The 15,929-nt window shown below is 71.5% G+C and carries 15 protein-coding genes; 8 read left to right on the plus strand and 7 right to left on the minus strand.

Translation table 11 applies throughout. The features are described from left to right. Window positions 1-49: 49 nt before the first annotated feature. Complete coding sequence (locus ACFYXK_RS17835; RefSeq protein WP_389412113.1) at window positions 50-748, plus strand: uridine kinase; 699 nt, start codon at window positions 50-52, stop codon at window positions 746-748. A 140-nt stretch (window positions 749-888) separates the two neighbouring features. Here the strand turns inward: ACFYXK_RS17835 and ACFYXK_RS17840 are convergent, their stop codons facing one another. After that, window positions 889-1,593: a SigE family RNA polymerase sigma factor gene (locus ACFYXK_RS17840; RefSeq protein ID WP_030290788.1), complete on the minus strand. Its 705-nt coding sequence runs from the start codon at window positions 1,591-1,593 to the stop codon at window positions 889-891. Window positions 1,594-1,771: 178 nt separating this feature from the next. Here ACFYXK_RS17840 and afsQ1 point away from each other — a divergent pair, with 178 nt between their 5' ends. From afsQ1 to ACFYXK_RS17855, 3 genes are read left to right on the plus strand one after another with little or no spacing between them, the layout of a single operon-like run. Then, window positions 1,772-2,449, plus strand: coding sequence for a two-component system response regulator AfsQ1 (gene afsQ1 / locus ACFYXK_RS17845; RefSeq protein ID WP_362879846.1), 678 nt, complete (start codon window positions 1,772-1,774; stop codon window positions 2,447-2,449). A gap of 53 nt (window positions 2,450-2,502) precedes the next feature. Next, the gene (locus ACFYXK_RS17850; RefSeq protein ID WP_389412114.1) at window positions 2,503-3,930 is read left to right on the plus strand and encodes a sensor histidine kinase; all 1,428 of its coding nucleotides are present in this window, start codon (window positions 2,503-2,505) and stop codon (window positions 3,928-3,930) included. After that, the gene (locus ACFYXK_RS17855; RefSeq protein ID WP_389411940.1) at window positions 3,914-4,537 is read left to right on the plus strand and encodes a hypothetical protein; all 624 of its coding nucleotides are present in this window, start codon (window positions 3,914-3,916) and stop codon (window positions 4,535-4,537) included. Before ACFYXK_RS17850 ends, ACFYXK_RS17855 begins: the two co-directional genes overlap by 17 nt. 642 nt (window positions 4,538-5,179) lie before the next feature. Here ACFYXK_RS17855 and ACFYXK_RS17860 read toward each other — a convergent pair. Together ACFYXK_RS17860 and ACFYXK_RS17865 are read right to left on the minus strand one after the other, a co-directional pair. Next, window positions 5,180-5,326 (minus strand): hypothetical protein, encoded by a 147-nt coding sequence (locus ACFYXK_RS17860; RefSeq protein ID WP_389412122.1) that lies wholly within the window; start codon window positions 5,324-5,326, stop codon window positions 5,180-5,182. After that, complete coding sequence (locus ACFYXK_RS17865) at window positions 5,319-5,465, minus strand: hypothetical protein (protein WP_389411941.1); 147 nt, start codon at window positions 5,463-5,465, stop codon at window positions 5,319-5,321. The genes ACFYXK_RS17860 and ACFYXK_RS17865 overlap by 8 nt, the downstream gene beginning before the upstream one ends. Before the next feature lie 270 nt (window positions 5,466-5,735). Here ACFYXK_RS17865 and ACFYXK_RS17870 point away from each other — a divergent pair, with 270 nt between their 5' ends. Beyond that, window positions 5,736-6,896 (plus strand): tetratricopeptide repeat protein, encoded by a 1,161-nt coding sequence (locus tag ACFYXK_RS17870; RefSeq protein ID WP_389411942.1) that lies wholly within the window; start codon window positions 5,736-5,738, stop codon window positions 6,894-6,896. Beyond that, window positions 6,893-7,444 carry a GNAT family N-acetyltransferase gene (locus ACFYXK_RS17875; RefSeq protein ID WP_389411943.1) on the plus strand — a complete coding sequence of 184 codons (552 nt, stop codon included), beginning with the start codon at window positions 6,893-6,895 and terminating at the stop codon, window positions 7,442-7,444. The genes ACFYXK_RS17870 and ACFYXK_RS17875 overlap by 4 nt, the downstream gene beginning before the upstream one ends. Before the next feature lie 672 nt (window positions 7,445-8,116). Here the strand turns inward: ACFYXK_RS17875 and ACFYXK_RS17880 are convergent. The 3 genes from ACFYXK_RS17880 to ACFYXK_RS17890 form a co-directional block, all read right to left on the minus strand. After that, on the minus strand, window positions 8,117-9,763 hold the full coding sequence (locus tag ACFYXK_RS17880; RefSeq protein ID WP_389411944.1) for a phospho-sugar mutase: 1,647 nt from the start codon (window positions 9,761-9,763) through the stop codon (window positions 8,117-8,119). 50 nt (window positions 9,764-9,813) lie between these two features. Further along, window positions 9,814-10,620 (minus strand): purine-nucleoside phosphorylase, encoded by an 807-nt coding sequence (locus tag ACFYXK_RS17885; RefSeq protein WP_053786321.1) that lies wholly within the window; start codon window positions 10,618-10,620, stop codon window positions 9,814-9,816. Window positions 10,621-10,759: 139 nt separating this feature from the next. Beyond that, window positions 10,760-11,197 carry a gamma-glutamylcyclotransferase gene (locus ACFYXK_RS17890; protein ID WP_053786320.1) on the minus strand — a complete coding sequence of 146 codons (438 nt, stop codon included), beginning with the start codon at window positions 11,195-11,197 and terminating at the stop codon, window positions 10,760-10,762. A 185-nt stretch (window positions 11,198-11,382) separates the two neighbouring features. Between ACFYXK_RS17890 and ACFYXK_RS17895 the strand changes: the two genes are divergently transcribed. Then, window positions 11,383-12,822 (plus strand): NAD(P)H-quinone dehydrogenase, encoded by a 1,440-nt coding sequence (locus tag ACFYXK_RS17895; RefSeq protein WP_030290802.1) that lies wholly within the window; start codon window positions 11,383-11,385, stop codon window positions 12,820-12,822. Window positions 12,823-12,997: 175 nt separating this feature from the next. Then, entirely contained in the window at window positions 12,998-13,948 is a 951-nt protein-coding gene (locus ACFYXK_RS17900; protein WP_389411945.1) for a DeoR/GlpR family DNA-binding transcription regulator, read from the plus strand. Between the two features lie 135 nt (window positions 13,949-14,083). On the opposite strand, the gene ACFYXK_RS17905 is transcribed toward ACFYXK_RS17900, so the two are convergent. After that, on the minus strand, window positions 14,084-15,847 hold the full coding sequence (locus ACFYXK_RS17905) for an acetyl/propionyl/methylcrotonyl-CoA carboxylase subunit alpha (RefSeq protein WP_389411946.1): 1,764 nt from the start codon (window positions 15,845-15,847) through the stop codon (window positions 14,084-14,086). Window positions 15,848-15,929 lie beyond the last annotated feature (82 nt).

The following is a 15,929-nucleotide window of genomic DNA, read 5'->3' on the forward strand; positions in this document are numbered from 1 at the left end:
TCCCGCCTGAGGTCGTAGTCGCGTGCGCACGCAGCGTAGTTGAGGTGTGATCCTGGATACCAACCGGCCACCGGAGGCATCCCCTGCGCGGGGGAATGGTTCAGACTGGTGTCCCGTGAGCTCTTCCTCTCCTTTGCCTACGCGTGTCGTCCTGTTGACCGGGCCTTCGGGCTCCGGCAAGTCCAGGTTGGCTGCCCGTTCCGGGCTGCCGGTGCTGCGCCTGGACGACTTCTACAAGGAGGCCGACGACCCGACCCTCCCGCTGGTCGAGGGCAGCTCCGACATCGACTGGGACTCCCCGCAGTCCTGGGACGCGGACGTGGCGCTCGCCGCGATCGTGGAACTCTGCGCGTCGGGCCGTACCGAGGTGCCGGTGTACTCCATCGCCACGTCCTCCCGTACGGGTACCGAGACGCTGGACATCTCCCGCACCCCGCTCTTCATCGCGGAGGGGATCTTCGCGGCGGACATCGTGGCCCGGTGCCAGGAGCTGGGGCTGCTGGCGGACGCCATCTGCCTGCGCGGGCGGCCGTCGACGACGTTCCGGCGCAGGCTGATGCGGGACCTGCGCGAGGGCCGCAAGTCGCTGCCGTTCCTGCTGCGCAGGGGATGGCGGCTGATGCGGGCGGAGCGGGGCATCGTGGCCCGGCACACCGCCCTCGGCGCCTACGCCTGCGGCCGTGACGAGGCCCTCGGCCGCCTGGCCGCCTGCGCAGCAGGCCGCCACCGCGCGGCCGCACCGGCGTAGGGCCGGACATACGAGCCGGACATACGAGAAGGCGGGATCATGCGGACCCCCGGCCGCCTGATCCCGCCCTCTCCCCCCGCAGGCCCCCGTCCCACCCCCGTAGGACGGGCCCCCTGGCCCATGGTCTGTGGTGTGCCGCGTTACGCGACGAGCTCCTCGAAGGACTCCGCCTCGTCGCGGCCGAAGCTCAGCACCTCGTCGTCCCGCAGGCGCCGCAGCGACCGCCAGATGCTCGACTTCACGGTGCCGACGCTGATCCCCAGGATCTCCGCGATCTCCGGGTCCGTGCGGCCCTCGTAGTACCGCAGCACCAGCATCGTGCGCTGCGGCTCCGGGATGCGGGCCAGCGCCTGCCACAGCACCGCGCGCAGCTCCGTGCCCCGCATCGCGTCCGTGTCCGAGGCCGTCTCCGGGAGCTCCTCGGTCGGGTACTCGTTCAGCTTCCGCCGGCGCCACGCGCTGATGTGCAGGTTCGTCATCGTGCGCCGCAGGTACCCGCCGACGGCCGCCTTGTCGCTGATCCGGTCCCAGGCGCGGTACGTGGAGAACAGCGCGCTCTGCAGCAGGTCCTCGGCCTCGTAACGGTCACCGGTCAGGTGGAAGGCCGTCGCGTACAGGGCGGCCCGCCGCTCCTGGACGTACGCCGTGAACTCGGCCTCCGAGGTGGAGGAGAGCTCGGGCGTGTGCTTCTCCGGGACGGAAGGCCGGTACGTGTTCGCGTCGATGGCCACCGTGTGCGCCGGCCGCGGACGGGCGACCGTCACCGAACGGACACCTGCCCGGCGGTTCACATCGTGCAGCCGCGTGACAACCGCGCTGGTGGTGGTGCTGTGCAGCGTGTTCATCTCGCGCCCCCCGTCGTGGAGTCTGCTTCGGATCCTGCTCGGTTTCGTTGGTAGAAGACTGCCCGGCCGACTTAACCGGGGTGTCCGCCGACTGTCACAGGCCTGTCACAGCGACCTCCGTGCGATCCCTTGGACCCGGCGGTCGAACTCCGAACGGTCGATGGGACAGAATGAGCCCGTGCCTTTCCTGTTGCTGATCGAGGACGACGACGCCATCCGCACGGCCCTCGAACTCTCCCTGTCTCGCCAGGGCCACCGTGTGGCCACCGCGGCGACGGGCGAGGACGGCCTGAAACTGCTGCGCGAGCAGCGGCCGGACCTGATCGTGCTGGACGTGATGCTGCCCGGGATCGACGGCTTCGAGGTGTGCCGGCGGATCCGCCGCACCGACCAGCTGCCGATCATCCTGCTCACCGCGCGCAGCGACGACATCGACGTGGTGGTGGGCCTGGAGTCCGGCGCCGACGACTACGTCGTCAAGCCGGTCCAGGGCCGGGTGCTCGACGCCCGGATCCGGGCTGTGCTGCGCCGCGGGGAACGGGAGGCCAGCGATTCCGCCGTCTTCGGGTCCCTGGTCATCGACCGGTCCGCGATGACGGTCACGAAGAACGGCGAGGACCTCCAGCTGACGCCGACCGAGCTGCGCCTGCTCCTGGAACTCAGCCGCCGGCCCGGGCAGGCGCTCTCCCGGCAGCAGCTGCTGCGGCTGGTCTGGGAGCACGACTACCTCGGCGACTCCCGGCTCGTGGACGCCTGTGTCCAGCGGCTGCGCGCCAAGGTCGAGGAAGTACCGTCCTCGCCCACCCTCATCCGGACCGTACGTGGTGTCGGCTACCGGCTGGACTCGCCGCAGTGATCAAAGCCCTGTTCGCGGGCCGGCGCTGGACCAGCCTGCGGCTGCGGCTCCTGATGGTGTTCTGCCTGGTCGCACTGGTGGCCGCGGTCTCCGCGTCCGGGATCGCGTACTGGCTCAACCGCGAGGCGGTGCTCACCCGTACCCAGGACGCCGCCCTCGGTGACTTCCGCCAGGAGATGCAGAACCGGGCCGCGGCGCTGCCCGCCGACCCGACCCCCGAGGAGATGCAGCGCACCGCCGAGCTGATGGCGGGCAGCAGCCCCGGCTACAGCGTGCTGCTGGTCGACGAGCGGGGCGGCCGCAAGGTGTTCGGCGCGGCCGGTCCCGACTCCTTCGGGCTGGACGACGTACCGGCCTCGCTGCAGCGCGCGGTGAACGACCAGCAGAAGGCGACGGCGGCCAACGACTCCGAGTACCACATGTACTGGCAGCGGACGAAGCCGCGCGGCAACCCGTACCTGGTCGGCGGGACGCGGATCGTGGGCGGCGGGCCGACCGGCTACATGTACAAGTCCCTGGCGCAGGAGCGGGACGACCTGAACGCGCTGGGCTGGTCGCTGACCATCGCCACGGGTCTCGCGCTGCTCGGGTCGGCGCTGCTGGCGCAGGCCGCGGCCCGGACCGTACTCAAGCCCGTACAGCGGCTGGGCGACGCGGCGCGGCGCCTGGGCGAGGGCGAGCTGGACCACCGGCTCGACGTGTCGGGGACCGACGAACTCGCCGATCTGTCGCACACGTTCAACAAGACGGCCGAGGCGCTGGAGAAGAAGGTCGCCGACATGAGCGCCCGGGAGGAGGCCAGCCGGCGCTTCGTCGCGGACATGTCGCACGAACTGCGCACTCCGCTGACGGCGTTGACGGCGGTCGCCGAGGTGCTGGAGGAGGAGGTCGAAGACCTCGATCCGATGATCGCACCGGCGGTGGCGCTGGTGGTCAGCGAGACCCGGCGGCTGAACATCCTGGTGGAGAACCTGATGGAGGTCACCCGCTTCGACGCGGGAACGGCCAAGCTGGTCCTGGACGACGTGGACGTCGCCGACCAGGTCACGGCCTGCATCGACGCGCGGGCGTGGCTCGACGCGGTCGAACTCGACGCCGAGCGCGGCATCGTGGCGCGGCTCGACCCGCGCCGGCTCGACGTCATCCTCGCCAACCTGATCGGCAACGCGCTCAAGCACGGCGGTTCGCCGGTGCGGGTGTCGGTGGTCGTCGAGGGCGAGTGGCTGGTGATCGCGGTCCAGGACAACGGGCCGGGCATCCCCGAGGAGGTGCTGCCACACGTATTCGACCGGTTCTACAAGGCGAGCGCCTCGCGGCCCAAGTCGGACGGGAGCGGGCTGGGCCTGTCGATCGCCGTGGAGAACGCGCACATCCACGGCGGCGACATCACCGCCGCCAACGGGCCTGAGGGCGGCGCGCTGTTCACGCTGCGGCTGCCGATGGACGTGGGGAAGGTGATCGCCGGTGACGCGGACGCGTAGGGCGGTGGTGCTCCTGCTGGTGTCGGGCCTCGTGTCGGGTCTGGCGTCCGGGTGCGGGATCAGGGCGACGACGGTGCCGGTGGACGTCGGTCCGGCGCCTTCGCGGGTGTCGTGCGACACCCCGGAGCCGCAGACCGGGGTACAGGGCTTCCGGGCCACGGTGGAGCTCGTGTGCGGATCGCAGCTGGTCGGCGTGGAGCGGGTGGTACCGGTGCCCGAGAAGAAGCCGGTGCGCGACCCCGTGGTGCTGGTCGCCGAGGCGCTGCTGGAGGCGCTGGAGCGGGAGCCGTCGGCGGAGGAGCGGGACGCGGGCTTCACGACGTCGGTCCCCGACGGGCTGACGGTCGCACCGGCGCGCCCGGGCGACCCGGCGGGCACGATCCGGCTCAGCCGCAAGCCGGAGGACCTGCCGCCGGTCGCGCTGTCGCAGGTGGTGTGCACGCTGGCGGGCAGCGAGGCGGTGTCGGCGGGGCCGGGGCCGGTGGTGCTCGGCGGGCCGGACACGGATCCGCCGCGGGCGTGGGAGTGCACGGAGGCGGTCCGCTCCCGCCCTGAATCGGTCCCCACCCTGGGCGAGTTGGTCCGCCCGACCCCCACCCCTTCCTGACGCCCCGCTCTCCTTCTCGACGCGCCGCTCGCACGGCTCGGCCCTGGCGGACCTCCCCGGCTTCGCGCCGCTGCGCCGGCCTCCGACCGGCGGGTGCGGAGGCCATGTCCGCGGGCGGGCGGGGAGCGGGGCCCCGGCCGGCCGGCATCGGGGAGAGCCTGGGGGTTTCCCGCCAGTCCATCGTCCCCCCGTGCCGTGCCGGCCCGTCAAGGGCGCTCCTTCGTCGCGTCGCTCCGCGATCGCCTTCGGCGACCCTTGACAGCCCGACCCGCCCCGGAACGACAAAGACTGCCGGGAAGCCCCCAGAAGCACGGTCAGGGGGCAGGAACAACAGCGCCGCCCCCGCCAGTGACCCGACGGCCCGGCGTGGCCAGGTGCGCCTGACAGCGGGCCGATATACCGCTGATCCAGGGCCGGAAGCGGCTTACCCGCACCAAACGGCGACCAGAGCTCGTGCGGAGCGCCGGGCGCGGCAGATCGCTACGTGCTTCGCACGGCTGGCGTCCGGCGGCCGTCCGGGGCTGATCGTGGTCAGGACGGTGGCCGCCGTTGCTTCAGACAGGCTTCCAGGGTCTTGACGTAGTCCACGGACACGATGTTCCCCAGCGCGGTGGTGAATTCGAGCCCGGACGGGTCGCGGATCTAGGCCAGCCGCACCCACTGCTCGGGTCCGGTGTCCGACACGTTCTCGTTGACCACGGCCGTCAGCTCGCCTTCGGTACCGGACGCGATGTCTCGGACACGGCGGTGCAGGAGGCGGTGAGGGACGTACTCGTACTGCTCACTCATCGGATGCCGCCTCGAAGCTGTCGAGGAAGCGCTCCCAGCCGACCCGCGCACGGTCGAGAAGCTCCTGACTGGGACTGGTCCTGGCCTCCGACCTTGGCCAGGGGGCCTCTTGGGCGGCTTGCTCGCGGATCGCGGTCATGGATCCTCCTGCCTTTCGCGCGGGGTGGCGTGGAGCCAAGTCCAGCGCGCCCAGGAAGGTGCCGCGGTCGATGGGAGGGCGGACATTTAGGCGGACGTTTCCTCTCTCCGCCACCCGCCGCCCGTACCCTGAAACCGTCACGGAAGACGCACGGATGGTGAGCGAGCTGGTGAAGAAGCTGGTCCCGTTACGCCAGGCCGCGGGATACACGCAGGCGTCGTTCGTCTCGGCATCGCTACGGAGGCAGCCCGGCTCGGTATTGCCGCTGCGGTGAGCGTCCGCCAGTTACGGCGCTGGGAGAACGAAACACCGCCACCGCTTCCTCACTCAGGCCAACAGACCGTTCTGGAGGCGATGTTCGGTGTCCCGCTCGCTGAGATGGGCTTTGAGGTTCCACGGCATCGCGTGACGGTGGCAGAGCCGATCGGGGGCTCTGGGAAGGTGAAGAGGAGAACCTTCGTCGCAGACGCGGGCGCCCTCGTAGCGGCGGCCCTCATCCCTGCTGCGCCGGGGCCGCGAGCGGGTGCGTACGAGCTCGGGCGTCTGCGAGAGCGACTCGAAGAGCTCTACCGAACCGACCACACCAAGGGCAGCGTGCCGGCGAGCATCCAGGCCGGTCGTATCGAGGTGGACATCACCAGCACCTTGTGCAACGGGTCGTACACCTCGGCTGTCGGGCGCGAACTGCAAAAGATGCTCGCCGAATTGCACGGACATCGGGCTTGGTACGGCTATGACGGCGGCCGCATTGCCGAGGGCAGGTCGGCATGCACGGAAGCCCTTGCCGCGGCCCAGCTCGTGGACGACCCTCTCCTTCAGATTTCCGTGCTGGAGACGTTCGTACTACTGGCGATCAAGGCAGATCGGACGTGGGAGGCGGCGAGCGCGGTGGAGAACGCCTACCGTCTGGCGGCTCGGGCGCAGGCCGGTGCGACGGTTCACCTCGTGATCGCACTTCGGAGTGCCAACGTGGCGGTTCACTCAGGGGACCTGCCCAGCGCACGCCGGGCTCTCAGCCGAGCAGTCCAATATCAGGGGCGCGCGGACTCTGATGAGGAAGTGCCCAACTGGGCCAGGTTTGTGGGCCCGTTCGAAGTCGACTACGCCACCGCCGACATGTACATGAGGGCGAACCAGCCACAGCGAGCAGTGCCTTTCCTTCGGGCCGCCGTGCGCGGCATCGATGGCGGTCTGGCCCGGAACAGTGCCTCCTACCGGGTCAGGTTCGCCGATGCCCTGCTTGCGGCCGGGGAGGTTGAAGAAGCGTGTGCTGAGGTAGACGGCGTACTGGATACGTGGGGTGGGATCGCTTCTCCCCGCTTGCTGCGCAAGATGTGTGACTTCCAGAGGTCGGCGGCCGGGATCGCCAGCCGGAATGCCCGCGACTGCGTCGCACGCATTCGCGAGACCGTTCGAGAGGGCCTGGGATGAGTCAGTCACAGATCAGCGCCGTACGGCTCGACGGCCCGGCTGCTGCGAGGGCACAGGACGCCTTCCGCCTGGTCTACGCCGAGGTGTTCGCCGAACCGCCCTATGCCGAAACCGAGGCGGCGGTGTCGGCCGCCTTCCGTCGATTCCGGGCCCAGACGCGCAAGAGCACTTTCCTCGGAGCCCTGGCAACAGCTGAAGGCGGCCAGCCGGTCGGCATGGCGTACGGGTACGCCCTCAGCCCGCAGACGGGTTGGTGGGACCAGCTGACTGAGCTGGTGCCCGAAGAGATGCGCCGCGAGGACGGCCACCGAACCTTCGGCCTGATGGAACTCGCCGTGCGCGCCGCCTGGCGTCGACAGGGCGTCGCCCGCAGCCTGCACGAAACCCTGCTCGCCGCCGTCGACGCCGAACGGGTCCTGCTCAACGTCCACCCGGACAGCAGAGCGGCCGTGGCCGCGTATCGGGCATGGGGCTACCGCAAGGTGGGTGATGCACACCCGTGGGCTGGGGCACCCCTGCACGACGTGATGCTGCTCGACCTCGGCTGAAAGGCGCGCAGCGATCTGACGCGCTCAGCCCTCCCACATAGCCCTCTATGTCCTCTTTCGGTGCGGGTATCAGCCACAGACGGCGGGCGGGCGCCGTGTCGTGGGGAGCGCGTAGCGATCTGGTGCGCCTGGAGGCTCCCTGGGCCGATCTGGACGTCGTCAGGTGGGGGTGGCCGGGCCCCTGGCACCGGACATCCGTCTCCGAAGGCCCGGATGCCCGGCAGGCCGGGGCCCGGTCGCCCGTCTGGTCTCTGACACGGCCGCTCCTCCGACGATGGACCGTGCCGTTCCTTCGGGGGCTTCCCGGCAGTCCTTGTCTTTCCGGGGAGGGCCGGCCGGTCAAGGGTCGCCGAAGGCGATCGCGGAGCGACGCGACGCAGGAGCGCCCTTGACGGGCCGGCGCGCACCGGAAGGACGATGGGACTGACGGGAAACCCCCGAACCCGCTCCGAGGCGGCCCGGCGGGATGGCCGGGGGGATGCCGCTCCCCGCCCCGACCCCGCCCCGCCCCCGCCCCGGGGGCCACCCCGCCCCCGGCCCGCCCCGGCACCTCGAGGGGAGACGGCCGGCCCGCGCCGCAAGCGACCAAGCGACGTCCCCCCGCCCCCCAACGCCGACGGCCCCCTCAGGGGGAGCTGAGGGGGCCGGGCCGTGGGAGTGGCGGGTGAGGGATCAGATGCCCATGGCCACTGCCAGGTCCTTCTTGATCGCGTCCAGGATCTCCTGGCCGCGGGTGCGGGCCGGCGCGAGGTCCGCGGCGTCCGCCACCGGGACCACGACCTCCAGGTAGCACTTCAGCTTCGGCTCCGTGCCCGACGGCCGCACGATCACCCGGGCCTTGTAGTCGCCCTCCAGGTGGTAGCGCAGGCCGTCCGTGGGCGGCAGCGTCGCCGTGCCCCGGTTCAGGTCCTCCGCCGAGGAGACCCGCAGGCCGGCCAGCGACACCGGCGGCTCCGCCCGCAGTGCAGCCATCGCCGAGGCGATGACCGACAGGTCCGAGACGCGGACCGACAGCTGGTCGGTGGCGTGCAGGCCGTGCTCCATCGCCAGGTCGTCCAGCAGGTCGCTCAGCGTGCGGCCCTGCTCCTTGAGCTCCGAGGCCAGCTCCGCCACCAGCAGGGCGGCGGTGACGCCGTCCTTGTCGCGGACGCCCTCGGGGTCCACGCAGTAGCCGAGCGCCTCCTCGTAGCCGTAGCGCAGGCCCTCCACGCGGGCGATCCACTTGAAGCCGGTGAGGGTCTCCTCGTAGCCGACGCCCGCAGCCTCCGCGATCCTGCCCAGGAGCGAGGACGACACGATCGACTCCGCGAAGACGCCCTGCGCGCCCTTGTGGACCAGGTGGGCGGCGAGCAGCGCGCCGACCTCGTCGCCGCGGAGCATGCGCCAGCCGTCCGCGGTGGGGACGGCCACCGCGCAGCGGTCCGCGTCCGGGTCGTTCGCGATGACGATGTCCGGGTTCACCCGGGCGGCCGTCGCGAAGGCCAGGTCCATCGCGCCCGGCTCCTCCGGGTTCGGGAAGGCCACCGTCGGGAAGGCCGGGTCCGGCTCCGCCTGCTCGGCCACCAGGACCGGGGCCGGGAAGCCGGCGCGGGCGAACGCGGCCAGGACGACGTCCTTGCCGACGCCGTGCATGGCCGTGTAGACGGTCCGCACGCCCCGGGGGGAGCCGGGGGTCAGGACGGCGTCCGTACGGGCCAGGTAGGCCTCCAGGACCTCGTCGCCGAGGTCGTCCCAGCCGGATTCCGGGCGGGGGACCGAGGCGAGGGTCTCCACGCGCTCGATCTCCGCGGCGATCTCCGTGTCCGCGGGGGAGACGATCTGCGAGCCGTCGCCGAGGTAGACCTTGTAGCCGTTGTCCCGGGGCGGGTTGTGGCTCGCGGTCACCTCGACGCCGGCGACGGCACCCAGGTGCCGTATGGCGTACGCGAGGACGGGCGTCGGCAGCGGGCGGGGCAGGACGGCCGCGCGCAGGCCCGCGCCGGTCATCACGGCGGCGGTGTCGCGGGCGAAGTCCGCGGACTTGTACCGCGCGTCGTAGCCGACGACGACCAGGCCGCCGGCGTGGCCCTGGGCCTTCAGGTAGGCCGCGAGGCCCGCCGCGGCCCGGATGACCACCGAGCGGTTCATCCGCATCGGGCCCGCGCCGATCTCGCCGCGCAGTCCGGCCGTGCCGAACTGCAGGGTGCCGGAGAACCGGTCCGCGAGCTCGGTGACGTCCCCGGCCTCGATGATCGCGGCGAGCTCCGCCGCCGTCTCCGGGTCCGGGTCCTCCGCCAGCCAGGCCCGGGCCCGGGTGATCAGGTCGTCCTGTTCCTGCACTACTTCCGCCTTGTCTCTCGTACGGTCTTTTCTCGTACGGTGCCGATGCCTCAGATGCGGGCGAGGACCTGGGTCAGCAGCTTGCCCATGCGCGCGGCCGAGTCACGGCCGGCCTGGAGCACCTCTTCGTGGTTCAGCGGCTCGCCGGACAGGCCCGCCGCCAGGTTGGTGACCAGGGAGATGCCGAGCACCTCGGCGCCGGCCTCACGGGCGGCGATGGCCTCCAGCACGGTGGACATGCCGACCAGGTCGGCGCCCATGACGCGGATCATGTTGATCTCGGCCGGGGTCTCGTAGTGCGGGCCGGGGAACTGGACGTAGACGCCCTCTTCGAGGGTCTCGTCGATCTCCTTGCACATCGCGCGCAGGCGCGGCGAGTACAGGTCGGTCAGGTCCACGAAGTTCGCGCCGACGATCGGCGAGGCGGCCGTCAGGTTGAGGTGGTCGCTGATCAGGACGGGCTGGCCGGGCTTCATGCCCTCGCGCAGACCGCCGCAGCCGTTGGTCAGGACGACGGTCTTGCAGCCGGCGGCGACGGCGGTGCGCACGCCGTGGGCGACGGCGGCGACGCCGCGGCCCTCGTAGTAGTGGGTCCGGCCGAGGAAGAGCAGCGCGCGCTTGTCGCCGATCTTGTACGAGCGGATCTTGCCGCCGTGGCCCTCGACCGCGGGCGGCGGGAAGCCGGGCAGCTCGGTGACGGGGAACTCGGCCTCGGGGGCGCCCAGCGCCTCTGCGGCGGGGGCCCAGCCGGAGCCCATGACGAGGGCGACATCGTGGGTTTCGGCGCCGGTCAGCTCACGCAGGCGGGCGGCTGCGGCGGTGGCGTCGGCGAAGGGGTCGGTAACAGATGCGTTCACGCAGACGAGCGTAGCCGAGCATTGCCTACGCGCGTAGATGGCGCAGCTCACGGTGTTCGGATCGTTGCCTTGTCGTTTCCACCGAATCGACCGCTGTCCGTCGCCCCGCCCGCGCAGCCCGGCCCGTGGGGGCCTTGGGTCAGCAGGGGCGCTTGCGCAGTTCCATCACGTAGTCGTGCGGCGCGCCGGCCGATTCGGCCGCGTCGGCGATCTCACCGAGGTAGCGCGCGGAGGGCAGGCCGCCCTCGTATCCGTTCAGTACGTAGCACCACGCCGCCTCCTCGCCGTCCAGCGTGTGGACGCGGATCCGCATCCGGCGGTAGATGTCGAGCCCGACGCCCTCCCACCGGTCCATGGAGTCCTCGTCCAGTGGCGCGATGTCGTACAGCGCGACGAACACCTGGTGCCGCGGGGCCTCGACGATCGTGGCGAGGGCGCCCTCCCACCCCATCTGCTCACCGCCGAAGGTCAGCCGCCAGTCGTTGATCCAGCCCGTGCCGCGCAGCGGCGAATGCGGAGCGCGGCGCGTCATCAGCCGCGGGTCGAGGTTGCCGGCGTACGCGGCGTAGAGCGACATGAGGTCGAGGGTACGGGAGGGGCGGGGATGGCCGCGTGCCCGGATGGTGCCCGGATGGCCGGACCGGGGGAGAAGCACCTTGAAGCGTGCGGGACAATGGGGCACGGAATGCATCCCCCGGGGAGACCCCCCGGAAGCCCCGGCCGGGGCGGCAGCCGGCCGGGTAGACGTGAGGCGGAGTTTTCGTGACCCGGATCGTGATCATCGGCGGCGGACCCGGCGGGTATGAGGCGGCCCTCGTGGGGGCCCAGCTCGGCGCGGAGGTGACCGTCGTCGACTGCGACGGCCTCGGTGGCGCGTCCGTCCTCACCGACTGCGTACCCTCCAAGACCCTCATCGCGACCGCCGAGGTCATGACGACCTTCGACTCGTCGTACGAGGAGCTCGGCATCGTCGTCGCCGACGACACCCCGCACATCGAGCAGGCCGCGCGCGTCGTCGGCGTCGACCTCGGCAAGGTGAACCGGCGCGTCAAGCGCCTCGCGCTCGCCCAGTCGCACGACATCACCGCCTCCGTCACCCGGGCCGGCGCCCGTGTCGTGCGGGGCCGCGGCAAGCTCGGCGGCCCGCAGGGGATCGACGGCACGCGCGACGTCATCGTCACCGCCGCCGACGGCACCGAGACGATCCTGACGGCCGACGCCGTGCTGATCGCGACCGGCGGCCACCCCCGCGAGATCCCGGACGCGATGCCCGACGGCGAGCGGATCCTGAACTGGACCCAGGTCTACGACCTGGACGAGCTCCCCGAGGAGCTCATCGTGGTCGGCTCGGGCGTCACCGGCGCCGAGTTCGCCGGCGCGTACCAGGCCCTCGGCTCCCGGGTGACCCTGGTCTCCTCCCGCGACCGCGTGCTGCCCGGTGAGGACCCGGACGCGGCCGCCGTCCTGGAGGACGTCTTCCGCCGCCGCGGCATGAACGTCATCGGCCGCTCCCGCGCCGAGTCCGCCAAGCGGGTCGGCGACCGGGTCGAGGTCACGCTCTCCGACGGCCGCGTCATCACCGGCACGCACTGCCTGATGGCGGTCGGCGCGATCCCGAACACCAAGGACATGAACCTGGAGGAGTCCGGGGTCCGGCTCAAGGACTCCGGGCACATCTGGACCGACAAGGTCTCCCGTACGTCCGCGCCCGGCGTGTACGCGGCCGGCGACGTGACGGGCATCTTCGCGCTGGCCTCCGTCGCCGCCATGCAGGGCCGCATCGCGATGTACCACTTCCTCGGCGACGCCGTGGCCCCGCTGAACCTCAAGACGGTCTCCTCGAACGTGTTCACCGACCCGGAGATCGCCACTGTCGGTTACACGCAGGCCGATGTGGACGCCGGCAAGATCGACGCCCGTGTCGTGAAGCTGCCGCTGCTGCGCAACCCGCGCGCCAAGATGCAGGGCATCCGGGACGGCTTCGTGAAGCTGTTCTGCCGTCCCGGCACCGGGATCGTCGTGGGCGGTGTGGTCGTGTCGCCGCGCGCGAGCGAGCTGATCCACCCGATCTCGATCGCCGTCGACAACAACCTGACCGTCGAGCAGATCGCAAACGCGTTCACGGTGTACCCCTCGCTGTCGGGATCGATCGCCGAGGTGGCGCGCCAGCTGCACACGCGGAAGGCCGCCGGCGAGGCGTGAGAACGGCAACCGCCCCACGTCGCAAGGGGACTTGGGGCGGGCCGCCGGGGAGTGGAGTGACGTTCACTCAGCCGTCCCGCCGCGTATACCACTTGTCGCCCTGTTTTATGGACAACTTCGGTATTCCGGCGCAAGGAGCTGAAACAAGACGGTCGTTGGGGTTACTGTCAGTTTCGTGTTCGCTGCAGAACGTCGCCAATTGATTCTCGAAATGGTGCGGGCCAACGGAGCGGTATCGCTCCGGGAGCTCGCCCGCGTCGTCCAGACCTCCGAAGTGACCGTACGGCGGGACGTGCGGGCGCTGGAGGCAGAAGGACTCCTCGACCGCCGACATGGCGGTGCGGTTTTGCCGGGCGGTTTCACGCGGGAGTCCGGGTTTCCGCAAAAGTCCCATCTCGCGACGGCGGAGAAGACCGCCATTGCCGACGTAGCGGCCGGCCTTGTCGAAGAAGGCGAGGCCGTCGTCGTCGGCGCGGGCACCACGACCCAGGAGCTGGCCCGCCGGCTCGCCCGGGTGCCCGGACTGACCGTCGTCACCAACTCGCTGCTGGTCGCGCAGGCCCTGGCCCACGCGAACCGGGTGGAGGTGGTCATGACCGGCGGGACCCTGCGGGGCTCGAACTACGCGCTGGTCGGCAGCGGTGCCGAGCAGTCCCTCCAGGGGCTGCGGGTGTCGCGGGCCTTCCTCTCCGGGAGCGGCCTGACCGCCGAGCGCGGGCTGTCCACGTCCAACATGCTCAGCGCGAGCGTGGACCGGGCGCTGGTGCAGGCCGCGGCGGAAGTGGTGGTGCTGGCCGATCACACGAAGCTCGGGACCGACACCATGTTCCAGACCGTGCCGACGGACGTGATGACCCGTCTGGTCACGGACGAGCCGCCGCCGCACGACGACCGGGCGGCGACGGAGCTGCAGGCGCTCGCCGACCAGGGAGTGCAGATCACCGTGGCCGGGGCCGTCGCCTCCGGCGGTGAGGGGATGGTGGCCCGGCGCCCGCGCAGGGAGTCCCCGCTGCCGGTGCAGAGGCGTGGGGGGCCGTCGGCCCAGCTGCGCAGCGCGCCTGCCTCGCTGCTCGAGCAGCAGGCCGCCGGTGACCGGCCCCGCGTCGCGGACATGAGGCGACGGTAGAACCCTGCGGGGCCGGATCTCCCGGCCCCACAGGCGTTCGGGGCGCGCGAGTGCGGGGCAGCGCCCCGCGGCGGCGCCGCACACGAAAGAACGGGGTTCCCGGGGGCACAGCCCCGGGAACCCCGGTCAAGGACGTCAGTCCTTGATCTCGCAGATGGTGGCGCCGGAGGTCAGGCTGGCGCCGACCTCGGCCGTCAGGCCGACGATCGTCCCGGAGCGGTGCGCGTTCAGCGGCTGCTCCATCTTCATGGCCTCGAGCACGACGACCAGGTCGCCCTCGTTGACCTGCTGGCCCTCCTCGACCGCGACCTTGACGATCGTGCCCTGCATCGGGGACGCGAGGGTGTCGCCGGAGGCCGCCGGGCCGGACTTCTTGGCCGCGCGGCGCTTCGGCTTGGCACCGCCGGCAGCGGCCGTGCGCGCCAGGGTCATGCCCAGCGAGGACGGCAGCGAGACCTCGAGGCGCTTGCCGCCGACCTCGACGACCACCGTCTCGCGGCCCGGCTCGTCCTCGGCGTCGTCCGCGGCCGGAGCCGCGAACGCCGGGATCTCGTTGACGAACTCGGTCTCGATCCACCGGGTGTAGACGGTGAACGGGCTGCCGTCGGTGGGGGCGAAGGCCGGGTCGGTGACGACGGCGCGGTGGAACGGGATGGCCGTGGCCATGCCCTCGATCTCGAACTCGGCCAGCGCGCGGGCGGCGCGCTGGAGCGCCTGCTCGCGGGTGGCGCCGGTGACGATCAGCTTGGCCAGCAGGGAGTCCCAGGCCGGGCCGATGACCGAGCCGGACTCGACGCCCGCGTCGAGGCGGACGCCCGGGCCCGACGGCGCGGCGAACTTCGTGACCGTGCCGGGCGCCGGCAGGAAGCCGCGGCCCGGGTCCTCGCCGTTGATGCGGAACTCGATGGAGTGACCGCGCAGGACCGGGTCCCCGTAGCCGAGCTCCTCGCCGTCGGCGATGCGGAACATCTCGCGGACCAAGTCGATGCCGGAGACCTCTTCGGTGACCGGGTGCTCGACCTGGAGGCGGGTGTTGACCTCCAGGAAGGAGATCAGGCCGTCGGCGGAGACGAGGAACTCGACGGTGCCGGCGCCGACGTAGCCGGCTTCCTTCAGGATCGCCTTGGACGCGGCGTACAGCTCCGCGTTCTGGGCCTCGGAGAGGAACGGCGCGGGAGCCTCCTCCACCAGCTTCTGGTGGCGGCGCTGCAGCGAGCAGTCACGCGTGGAGACGACGACCACGTTGCCGTGGCTGTCGGCCAGGCACTGGGTCTCGACGTGCCGCGGCTTGTCGAGGTAGCGCTCGACGAAGCACTCGCCGCGGCCGAAGGCGGCGACGGCCTCGCGGACGGCGGAGTCGTAGAGCTCCGGCACCTCTTCGAGGGTGCGGGCGACCTTCAGGCCGCGACCGCCGCCGCCGAAGGCGGCCTTGATCGCGATCGGCAGGCCGTGCTCCTTGGCGAACGCCACGACCTCGTCGGCACCCGAGACCGGGTCCGGCGTGCCGGCGACCAGCGGGGCGCCGGCGCGCTGCGCGATGTGGCGGGCGGCGACCTTGTCGCCGAGGTCGCGGATGGCCTGCGGGGGCGGGCCGATCCAGGTCAGGCCGGCGTCGAGCACGGCCTGCGCGAAGTCGGCGTTCTCGGAGAGGAAGCCGTATCCGGGATGGATGGCGTCCGCGCCGGAATCGGCGGCGGCCTGCAGGACCTTGGAGATGTCCAGGTAGCTGGCGGCCGGGGTGTCACCGCCCAACGCGAAAGCTTCGTCGGCCGCGCGGACATGCAGAGCGTCCCGGTCCGGATCGGCGTAGACGGCTACGCTTGCGATTCCGGCATCCCGGCAGGCCCGAGCAACGCGGACAGCGATTTCGCCACGGTTGGCGATGAGCACCTTGCGCACGATGGCTCCCTCCTTGAAACAAGCTGAGTTTAGGGACAGCCCACACGGCGTTTCGACCCTTCCCTGGTGGTGACCTTGCCCA

It is taken from the genome of Streptomyces sp. NPDC002209 (assembly GCF_042890265.1).
Taxonomy (GTDB): domain Bacteria; phylum Actinomycetota; class Actinomycetes; order Streptomycetales; family Streptomycetaceae; genus Streptomyces.

Bases quoted from the DNA above. Each gene is read 5' to 3' on its own strand.
- ACFYXK_RS17840 (WP_030290788.1), bottom strand. From the start codon at position 1,593: ATGAACACGCTGCACAGCACCACCACCAGCGCGGTTGTCACGCGGCTG.
- ACFYXK_RS17850 (WP_389412114.1), top strand. From the start codon at position 2,503: ATGGTGTTCTGCCTGGTCGCACTGGTGGCCGCGGTCTCCGCGTCCGGG.
- ACFYXK_RS17860 (WP_389412122.1), bottom strand. From the start codon at position 5,326: ATGAGTGAGCAGTACGAGTACGTCCCTCACCGCCTCCTGCACCGCCGT.
- ACFYXK_RS17865 (WP_389411941.1), bottom strand. From the start codon at position 5,465: ATGACCGCGATCCGCGAGCAAGCCGCCCAAGAGGCCCCCTGGCCAAGG.
- ACFYXK_RS17875 (WP_389411943.1), top strand. From the start codon at position 6,893: ATGAGTCAGTCACAGATCAGCGCCGTACGGCTCGACGGCCCGGCTGCT.
- ACFYXK_RS17890 (WP_053786320.1), bottom strand. From the start codon at position 11,197: ATGTCGCTCTACGCCGCGTACGCCGGCAACCTCGACCCGCGGCTGATG.